Here is a 10811-nt window from a genome sequence, read left to right on the forward strand (position 1 = left end):
TCGTAAAGGCCCTGCTCGTCGGTCACTTCGAGCGTAAACGGCTCGCTCGCGGCCTTGGCACGGTGTTCGTCGCCGCTTCGGTCGCGGGCCTCGACGCGGATCGTAACCCGATCTCCCTTATGAAGTTCGAGCGAGGCGAGCTCCAACGGAAACTTGCCGGCAAGCGTCGTGCGGGGGCCGAACGCCGGGAGCTTCATCTCGACCCGATCTTGGGCCGTCGAGCCGTCGGCGTGCAGCACGTCGCGCACGATCGCGAGGCTTTGCACTCCGAGATCGTCGCCGGCTTGATAGGCGATCGAAGGCTTGCCGCTGGGCAAGACGTATTTCGTCACGACTTCGGCCGAGACCGTCGGAGGCTGATCGGGGCGAAGGGTGATCGCACCCTTGAGCGGCTCGGGCAACACGAAGCGGTCTTCGTCTTCGATATGCAGCTCGAACTCCAACGGCTGCGCGATGGCGGCCAGCGGAGTTCCTTGCGGGTCGAGACGCCAAATGCGGCCGTCGCCGAAGGTCGGGGCTTGCGAGACGTCGACCGATTCTTCTTCACGCAATGGAAAAGCTACGCCGCCGATCACGATCCGCGCGGAACGGAGCCCCTTGTTCGCACAGACGACCCGCACCCCGACGTCGCTCCCTTCGAGCACGGCGGCGCTTAAGCGACCTGGCGGAGGGGCGGGCACATCGGCGCCGGCGGCATACTCGGGCAGGCCGACTTCCAGCGACACGGTCAGCAGCGGCAGCGCCGCGGCGACCAAACGGAACGGTTCGGTATAGGCATCGCCTGCGTAGAAACGTCCTTCGAGCGTTTCGACGAGCGTCGGAAGTTGCTTACGAAAGACCGAGGCATCTCCTTCGGCCGGCGAAAGATCGATCACGGCGTCGGAACCCACGGCTCCGCTCAACCGCACGAACGCAATCTCGGGCACTACGCCCGACGCTCGCAACTCCATCGAAACAGGCCGACCTTGCGCGACGACGACCTGCGGCGTTTCGCCGGCGGCCCAAGTAAGCACACGCCCGTCGACGCGCACTTCGCCGATTTGCGTTTTCGTCGGGTAGTGGGCATCGGCCAGGAAGACACGCTGCACGAACACGAGGGCGTGCGACGGGTAGAACAATGCGAACGCTACGACGGCCGAAATCACGAAGCCGAGCGCGAAGCGGCGCTCGGGCGCAAGCCGTTCGAGGGGCTCTTCGCCGGGGTCGACGTCGCGGCTCAGTACGGCCGCGTTCGCGACGACTCGTTCGCTGAGTTGGACGGAGCCGTAATCGGCGGCGCGACCGCTGCGCATCGCATCGTCGAATTGCAACGCTGCGACGAGATCGGCATCGATCCCGCGGCGATGTTCGAGCCGGAGCGCGGCATCGACTTCGTCTTCATGCACGCCCCAAGCCGGGCGAAGCTTGCGCCAAGCGATCCAGCCGGCGATTCCGATCCAAACGACATCGAGCAATAGCCGAGCCGGACCGACCAGCGTGAAATAGCGATCGAGCAGGTAATAAACGACGCCGGCAACCGCCGTGAGGGCCGCGCATTGCAGCAACGCATCGCGCACTCGCGCCGAGCGACGGCGACGACCGAGCAACTGCAAACGGCTACGGAAAAGTTGGAGATCGCTCACGGCAGATGGACCCATTTTCGGACGAACCACTCGACGAGCATCAACAGCACGACGAGCAGGAACGCCCCCCAGGTATTCCACAGAGCTATTCGCTCGGGATAGCTTTCGGTTTCGTTCGGAATGAAAATTTCTTCAGGTAAACGCTCGAAATCGGCTAATTCGATCCGTTTTCCGGAAATGCCGAGTCGTTCGCTCCGGAGCGACGACAATTGCTGCTCAAGCACGACATCGCGCACCGGGCTGCGGCGCTCGGCCGAGACGTTCGCCACGCGGAACCCGGCGTCGACCTGCTCGTTCGACAGCGGATCTTGCACGCGAATGACGTATTCGCCCGCCTCTTGCACGTCGAATTCGGTTTGAAACTCCCCCTCGCGGAACTGCGCGAGGCGAATCTGCGAGCGCGGCGACGAGTTCTTCGCGGCCGTCGGCGAGGCGCCGGCCGGACCGGCACCCGGCAGGATCAACTCCCCTTTGAGTTGCGTCAGCACCGGCTGCAGCTTCGCCAGGTTCAGCGGCTCGTAGTTTTGATCGTAGGCTTCGACCGTCGCCGTGACGCGCTCGCCCGATTGATACTGCCGACGATCCGTGCGGACGACGAACCGCTTCTGATTTCCCAACGCGTGGCTCAGGCCGAGCCGATGGATCATCTGCCCCCAGAACTTGCGGTAGTACGCTTCGCCGTATTCGCGACGCAGACGCCATGTCTCGTTCATCGCGATATACACGACTTCCCCTTTGCCGTAGCGCCGGGCCGCGAGGATCGGCTGCGGCGTGCGACCATCGGCGCACTTCGCCGTCGGATGCTCCAGCAAGACGCGCCCTTGATCATGGACGCCGGCGACCGGTTGGAACCATTCGAGCGGCCCGAGCCGGTTCCAGAGATTGCGATTTTCGAGCGGATCGGCCGAGAGTTGCATGAAGTCGTATTCGGCGGCGCCGGCGGTCAGCCGCGGCAGGAAGCCTTGCTTGCCGGAGTCGACGAACTTGCCGCCGGGAATCACGCGCACCGGCAAAAGGTCGGCCAACGGCGTCGAAGCGAGTTCGCCGGGGCCGAAGTTCGGGCCGGAAAGAATCACCAGACCGCCGCCGAACTTATCGACGAATTCCTTCACCATCTCGCAGTAGCGCGTGCTGAGGCTCGTCGCCGGCATGTCGCCGAGGAAGATCACGTCGTTGACGAAGAACTCGCCGCGCGGCGGCGTGAGGCTCGAGAGGAACAGCTCGTTGGTCTGCCGAACTTTCGGATCGGCCGAACGGAGGAACGTCCGGAAGCCGCGCATGCCGACCAGCCGATCGCGATGGAAGACTTCCTTGATGAAGCGCCATTCCCAATTCGGTTCGTAGTCGACGAACGTGAGATGCAGGAAGTCGTCGCGAATGTTCACTTCGCGCCGCGAGACGTTATTCTCGACGATCGTTTCGCCGGGCTGCGCTTCGATCTCGGCGACGAACTCGAAGCGGCCGGTCTCTTGCGGAGCGTAGGGGAACGAAAGTTCGACGACGTCGCTGCCGGCTTGCGCTCGCTGCTCGCCGATAAGGCGCGGCGTTTCGTTCGTGCCGATCGCGTGCGCCGTGAGCTTCACGACGATGTCGCGTCCCGGGCCTCCCGCCGTACCTTCGCGGCGTACCGTCGCCTTGAGTTCCGCTTGCTCCCCCTTCTTCATCAACAGCGGCGCTTGCAGATCGACCGCGACGTCCAAAGCCGAAGCAGGCCCGACGCCGACGCAGTACAGCGGCGCGCCGAGCCGCGCGCCGGTATCGGTCGGAGCAAGTCCGGCGTTCTTGTTGAAGTCGCTGAAGACGACGACGCCGGCCGGATGCTGCGACGCGTAACGCTCACGCAGATCGTTGAACGCATCGCCGAGCGCGGTAACTTGCCCCTCCGCCGTCAGCTGCGCGGCGAGCTTCTCGGGGTCGAGGCGATCTTGATCGGCTTCCTCGCCGGCCAGCAACGGGCGGACTTCGCCGGGCCGATCGAACGTAAACGCGCGTAAGCGGAACTTGTCGGCCAACCGCGAGAGGACTTTTTTATCCGCGTTGCGAAAAGCGTCTTTCACGAGCTCGATGCGCGGCTTACGAGCCGCGGCTTCCGGCGTCGTTGGGGAGCCGGTCGCATCGATGGTTTGCGGAGCGTCTTCGATCGCCATGCTCGCCGAACCGTCGATCAGCAGCCAAAGCCAAGGCTTCGGATGCGTCGTGACGCGAACCTCCAACGTCGGCTCGGCGAGGAACAAAATAATGAGACACAGAATCGCGGCCCGCGCCACGGCCAACGAATACTGCACGCGGCGCGACTTCAACGGCTGGTACTTCGCATAGAACCAAATGCCGAACACCGCGGCGCACAAGCAGGCCGAGAGCACGACGAGCGGCGCGGATTCCGCCCATGGCGCGGCAGTCGTGATCGTCAGGTCGCGGATCGATTCCTCGGGTCCGTAACCCAAGAGGCGAGCGAAGTATTGGTTCATGCGGCAATCTCCCGCGCGGGCAATAGCGTGCGTGTCGCAGGGCGCATGAAACGAATCACAGCCAGCTCGGCGACGAGGCAAACGAGCACGGCCGACATCAACCACTTCCAAAGATTCTGACCGCTGATCGTGGCGCCGGCCACGCTGAGGTCTTCTTCACGATTCAGTCGGCGGACATGCGCGACCTCGATGCCGGGGAGCGCCTCATCGCGGCCGAGGCTCTTGAGATACGATTCTTGCTCGGGCCCGGCAACGGCGAGCGGCAAGTCCCATAAGGTCTGTTCGTTGACGTCGCCGGTCGAGCCGGTATCGGTTCGCTGAGCGATGATGCGGTAGACGCCGCGTCGCGAAAGATCTCGCAAGACGACGGCATACTTATCGTCGCCGAGCGCGTCGACCACGATCGGCTCGCGACGATCGCCGGGGCGAACAAGCTGGAGATATGTGCCGCTGCCGAGCGGCCGAAGCGCGACCAGCGCCGTTTGCGAAGTATCGAAGTTGCGCTGCGGCAACGTCCGCTCCAAGAGCGAACGAACCGCGCGATCGAGCACGACGACGGCCCGCGACATGGTCAGTGTGTTCCAAGAAGATTGCAGACCGGTGCTGCAAAACAGGATCGTGCCGCGGCCGATCGCCCGCTCGATGAACAGCGGCATCCCGTTGTCGAAACGTCCGATCACGGTAGGGACGGTGCGAACCGCGAGCTCTTCCGGCGTTCGATCATGGTCCGTGTCGGCGGGAGGCTCCGGCCAATTCAAACGAACCAGCGGAGCCGGCGGCGGCGGAGGCGGCTCTTTTCCCGGCGGCAGAACGACGAGCCGCGCCGCAACCGCGAGCCGCTCTCGTTCGCGCCGATCGGCGATCCGCTTAGTTTCCGTCGCCGTGAGCTTCGCGACGGCGTCGGTCGAAGGGTCGGCGGCGACCGCAGCGAAGAACACCGGCGCGGCATAGAGATCGGTCAACTCGTCCGACGGCGCATCTTCGATCTGGAAGTAGCGATGGCCGAGCGTCCGCGCATCGAGCCGCAGCGGCTTGATCGGCACGCGCTCGGAGACATTCATCGCTTTCGGCGCAAGGGGAGCCGGGAGGATGCCCGCGCCGTCGAGCCAAGCGTTGTCGTGCCACGCGGCGGGATCGAACTCTTCGCCGGCCGTAATCAAAAGCCGGCCCCCTTGTTCGACATACTCGCGCAACAGCGGCACGCGCTCGCCGGGCGTCCGCACGCCGGCCATGACGACCAAACGGGCATCTTGCAACTGATCGGCCGTCAGGGTCGAGGCCGCGATATGGGAAATGCGCACGAGCTTCGGCTGCACGTCGCCACGCTCGACGACCGGCGCGAGGAGTCGCTGAATCCACAGCCCTCGCCCTGCGGCCGACTCGTTGCGGCCGGCTTCTCCCTTGGATGGGCCATGCTCGCTGACGTATAAGATCGACAGGCCGGAGACCAACGGCACGACCGTTTGCCGCTGGTTGTCGTCGGGAAGGCGATCGTCCGACAAGCCGACTTCGACGACCGCGAAACGCGGCGATTCGGCACTCGGTGCCGTCTCGAAACGATGCGTGAACAGAACCTCGCGCCGCTGGTTCGGTTCGAGATCGACCACGCGCGTTTGCATCAGCTTGCCGTCGACCGTGAAGCTGACTTGCACGTCGGCGCGGCGCGCGGCTCCCTCATAGCGCACGACGGCGAGAAAGTCGGCATCGGCTCCGGCCACCGCTGCCCCGTCGACCGCGCGCAAATCGGAAAGCCAAGCGTTGTCGGTCGGGCCGGCGTTGAGCGTAAGCACCTGCACGTCGCCCCCGAGGCCCGAGGCTTCATCGACCAGGCGCTTCGTCGCTTCTTCGGCGGGAAAGTTGACGCGCTGACCGTCGGTGACGAACACGACTCGCTTGTTCGGCATGTCGGGTAGTCGGCGGAGCGCCGCTTGGGCGAGGTCGAGTGCGGCGTTCAAGCCGGCCTTGCGGTCGACCGTTTCGACGGCGTCGAGCGCCTCTAACGCCGACTGCTTCGTCGCCGTGGGGTCGAGCGAATACCGGCTCGGATCGGCGCAGACGGGAATGATCGCCACGCGACTTCCCGACGGGAGCTCCTCGATGAACGAGCGGCACTTCGAGCGGGCGTCGTCGAGCAACGTCCCTTGCGTCGAACGGTACGCCATCGAGAGGCTGTCGTCGATCAATAGCACCGCGTGAATCGGTTCACCGGCGCCGAACGAGCCGCCGCCGGTCGACGTGAAATACGGCCGAGCCATCGCGAAGCCGAACAGCAGCAAGCAAGCGACGCGCAGGATCAGCAACAGCAGATCGCGAATGTGCAGCACGCGCCGGCTTTGGCGTACCGCTTCGCGCAAAAACTGCATCGCGGCCCAATCGATCGTGCAGAACCGGCGACGGTTCATCAGATGCACGATGATCGGTCCGGCTGCGGCGGCGACGCCGGCGAGCGCGAACATACCGAGGGAGAAACTAGGCATTCCCGGCCGCTCCGTTCAGCGATGTTCGTCGCAAGAGTCGTGGCATCACGGCTTTCCCCCGGCGTTGAACTGTTGGCGGATTCCCTCGATGCGACCTTCCTGCAAGATCGGCAAATAGCGATTCGGGATCGCGAGAATGAAGCAGCTCACGCCGGTCGCATAGAGAGGCGAGCCGGGCCCGGAAACACGAACGTCGTCGACCCAGCGACCGTTCGACTTGGGATCGGTGGTGCTGCGCGTTTGGCCGGCGACCAGCGCATCGCGGAGCTTCGGATAGAAGCCGCGCCAGTCTTCGCCGCCGGCTTGATAGAGCGCTTGGCCGACATAGTACAACGTATAAGGATCGAAGCCGTTCGGGAGGCGGCCGCTGTTCTTCGGCGGCGGAGTAAGCTTGCCGATCTCGGTCTTGATGACGTCGAGATTCTTCGGAATGCGCCAATCGTCGTACTGGCCGAACTCCTGCATGCAGACGACTCCGGCGGCGGCCATCGCGGTCGTCGCGTTGCCGCCGTGGCCGGCGTAGGTGAAGCGGCCGGGATAGCGTTTGAGCACGTCGTCTTCGATCGGCTGCTTGCGCCCGCGAATCTCCGGAGCGCCGCAGTAGTAGTAGCCGCGCACGCGCTTGATCGCCATGTTGATGACATCGGGAGACACCTCCAAGCCGCTATCGACGGCGCTGCGCAGGGCCTTGGCTTGCATCACGACGAGGCTCAGATCGCTTCCGGCGGGCCGGCGCTGCGCCGTGTATTGCCAGCCGCCGTCTTGACACTGCATTTCCGCGATTAGCTTCAACGCCTTATCGAGCGCCGTACCGATGCGCGGATCGGCGGTCATGCCGTGCGCTTGGCCGAGCACGAACGTCGAGAGGCCGTGGTTGTACATGTCGCGCTGGGCGCCGGCGATGTTGATCAGGCCGGAGGGCTTCGCATTCTTAAGAACGAAGTTGAGGGCCTTTTCGACGTTCGGCCCATAGCGCCCTTTGCCGGGGGTGTGACCATCGGCGAGGAAGGCGAGCGCACCGATCGAGACGAGCCCGAGATCGTTGCTGCCCCAGTTGCCCTCGGCCCCTTGATTCGCCGCGAGCCATTCGAGACCGAGATCGAGCGCCACGCGACTCTCGGGCGTGATTTCGCGCACGACCGGTTCTTGCGCCGCGCAGCTACGCATGGCCGGGCCGGAGGCTACGGCGGCGAACGAGGCTACGGCCGCGATGAAAGTGGTGATCCAGTTACGTCCGATCATGGGTCGATGATCTCCATCCGTTGCCAAGCGGCGAGCGACAAGGACTTCGGGCCGGTCACGATCGGCTTATGACTCAGCGTGATCTGAACGGCGCGGCCGGCGAACGGGCGGAGGTCGATCTTTTCGTCGCGCCATTGCGACTTCGGATCGCTCCCCGCGGCGGCCGGCTCGATCTTCCGATTCAATACGATCTTGTCGTTCACGCGCACTTCCAATTGCCACGGCTCGGAGGCAGCGGCCGCCGTGCGCAAATGCAGCACTTTCGGCGCATTCGGCGGCAGACCGACGGCGCGCGTCCACACGGCCGGTTGCGTCGGCAACGCGAGTGTGAGTCGGCAATCGTCTTGAAGAAACATCTTGTTATCGAACCACAACTTTTCGTCGTAGCGGCTTTGCAACAGCTTCCAAGGTGCGGCGGGGGGAACATTGCGGAGGGGCTCGGGAAGTAGCGAACGCCACTCCGGAGGGAGCCCACCATTCTTGACATCGGGCGCTTCGGATGCCAGTAAATCTCCCGGCAGAAGCTCCAGAATGTCGCGCACCGGCGACTTCAAATCCGCGGCGGAGAAAACGAAATACCTGCCGCCTGCCGTGAAGATCGGCCCGATCGCCGGATGCTCCTTCGTCCAGGGGGTCGGCCACGCGGCGTCCGTCGTTCCACTCGTGCGGCTTTGCCAAAACATGTGCGGTCGCCAGAGTTTGTAACCGAACATCGATTCATGAACCGCGAACCAGTCGTCTCCGTGCGTCACGCTCTGCGACGGCGAAATCCAATCCTCGGGCTGCGCGTCGAGTTCGACGTCGTCGGCCGCGTAGAGTTCGGCGGAACCGGTACGAACGTCGATCCGGTAGCTGTCGCCGTTGGAGCCGTTGATGAGGAACTTCCCTTCGGAAAGCCGTTCCGTTTCCAGTTCCGGCGGCAGAGGCCAAGATACGACCGAGGGAGGAATCCAAGGCAAGCGGCGCAGCCAGCGAAGTTCGCCGGTCGCGCCGCACCCGATCACGCAGCCGCCGATCTTGGCGAGCAGCATATCGCCGGCGGGAAAGAGCTTGCAATTGAGCTCGCCGTGCCAGTAGTCGCGCAGTTGCACGAGCGGGCGGCGCGAGAGCACCTTGCCGGTGCGGAGCTCGAAGGTCGTCAGCACGGCTTCGAGCATCTCTTGCTGCGGCACCAAGAGCGATACGACTTGCACGCGATCGGTCGTCAGCAAAGGATCGGAAGCGATCACCTCGCCCCGCGGCGAACGCCACAAGACACGGCCGTCGCGCGCGTCGAGACAAGCCAACTCCGGGCCTTGCGTCGTCAGCCGGCGAACGAAGACGCGGCCGTCGTCGACCAGCGGCGGCATCTGCACGAGCGGCCATTGATAGGTTCGCCCTTGTTCGGCGGCGAGCCCTGTGCGCCAAGCGAGTTTGCCGTCGGCCAGCGAGAAGGCAGCGGTTTGAAAGCGATTGCTGACGTAGATCTTGCCCGGCGCACCCTTCTCTTCGACATAGATCGAGGCGATCTGTCGGCCCATGTAGTCGACGTCGCGCTGCGGCAACTGCTCGAAATTCTTGCCGTACTCGCCTTCGAACTTGGCGAAGGGCTTGAGCGTGAAACGGCTCGGCGGCGGAATCGGCGAGGTCGATTGCGCGCCGGCATCGACGACGGCCGACGGCGAACGAGACTCCGTCTGCGGGGCGCGCTTGCGCAGCTCTTCGATCGTCCGCTCGAAATCGGCGGGCGATAACGTCCATTCTCCCAGCGCGATGCCGACGGTCGGCGCCCCGCCGAAGTTGCGCCCTTGCATCGCGGCCGCCATTCGCAGTCGGGCATCGATCGCCGCGCGATCGGTCGCGAGCAACTCGCCGCGCGTGGCGAAGTAGCATCCTTCGGCCCGTGCGGCATCGCCTTGCGCGAGCGCTCGATCCCCCAACCACATCTGGGCCTGTGCGGCGGCGACCGTGCCGTAGAACTGCGTCGTCAGCGCTTGCACGGCATCGACGTCGCCGTCGGCCGCGGCCTGACGGAGCCGGAGTTGGGCCAGCGCGCCGTATTCCCGTTGCATCACGTTGCGAAGCTCGGCGTGGTCGCGCATCGCCAACGCCACGGCACCGGGCAACGAAACCAAAAGATCGGAGTCGGCCGCGTTGGGCAACAGACCCACGGCCTGCACGGCCGTCACGCCGGTGATGATGCGGCAGGCGTCGGAGTAGGCCTTCTCTTGCAGCGCCGTCTCAAGCTCCGCGAGGACGTTGTAGCCTTCTTTGCCGAATTGCTCGATGAGCGGATGTCGCCACTCCGGCTTGAACGTCGCTTGCGGCGGCGTCGGGAGCACGCCCTCGGGAACCGAGCGCCGGCGCTCGGCCTGCGCCGCGGCGTAGTCGACGAGGTTCATGATCGGCTCGCGCGCGTGCGGGAAACGACGATCCTGCAACTCCGGCCGACCGCCGAAGAAATGGATCACGCGACAGAGTTGATCGAGATCGTTCCAGCGACCGGCCCGCAACAACGCGGCGACCTCGTCGCGAATCAGCTGCTGAGGCATCGGCACGGCCGTCTTCCCGGGCGCGGCCATCGACGATTCCATCCACCGCCGACGCGCGAACGTGAAGCGATCGAGCGGCGCGGGTTTTTCGGCCGGACGATAGTCCGAGGTTCGGGCGAGAAAGAGCTTCTCCCACTCCGCGGTGGAGTAGCCTTCGAACGTATCGGCGGCCCATGCGAGAGATTCGAAGTCGAACGGCGTTTCGGCCTCCGCCTTCGCTCGGCCAGCGTCACTCACGTCGTCGACCATCGGCTCGGCCGGCGGCGAACTGAGGCCTGCCAGCAGCGTCTTGGCGATGTCGTACCGCGTGCCGCGCGCCAAGAGCGCCGCCGCCGACCGGTGCAGACTGTTCCGGTCGCGGGCCAATACGTCGAGCAGCCAGTTCGTGTAGTCTCCCTGGTCGCGCACGCGAGGTATGCCGGCGACCAATTCGGGATCACTCTTCAAATAGTTCGAGGCCCGAATGCGCGT

General features: G+C 64.7%; 5 protein-coding genes. All 5 read right to left on the reverse strand.

The genetic code is table 11. The annotated features are described in order from the left end of the window. Positions 1–1622, reverse strand: a 1622-nt coding sequence (locus tag K8U03_06435; protein ID MCE9604528.1) for a DUF4175 domain-containing protein, incomplete at its 3' end; no start/stop codon positions are given. Continuing rightward, positions 1619–4090 carry a hypothetical protein gene (locus tag K8U03_06440; GenBank protein MCE9604529.1) on the reverse strand — a complete coding sequence of 824 codons (2472 nt, stop codon included), beginning with the start codon at positions 4088–4090 and terminating at the stop codon, positions 1619–1621. The genes K8U03_06440 and K8U03_06435, both read right to left, overlap by 4 nt. Then, positions 4087–6567 carry a VWA domain-containing protein gene (locus tag K8U03_06445; protein ID MCE9604530.1) on the reverse strand — a complete coding sequence of 827 codons (2481 nt, stop codon included), beginning with the start codon at positions 6565–6567 and terminating at the stop codon, positions 4087–4089. The genes K8U03_06440 and K8U03_06445 overlap by 4 nt, the downstream gene beginning before the upstream one ends. A gap of 45 nt (positions 6568–6612) precedes the next feature. Then, a complete protein-coding gene (locus K8U03_06450; GenBank protein MCE9604531.1) occupies positions 6613–7809 on the reverse strand; it encodes a squalene--hopene cyclase in 1197 nt (398 codons plus the stop codon). Next, a partial coding sequence (locus K8U03_06455) for a PQQ-like beta-propeller repeat protein (protein MCE9604532.1) occupies positions 7806–10811 on the reverse strand: 3006 nt, incomplete at its 5' end. The genes K8U03_06455 and K8U03_06450, both read right to left, overlap by 4 nt.

It is taken from the genome of Planctomycetia bacterium (assembly GCA_021413845.1).
Classification (GTDB): Bacteria; Planctomycetota; Planctomycetia; order Pirellulales; family PNKZ01; genus PNKZ01.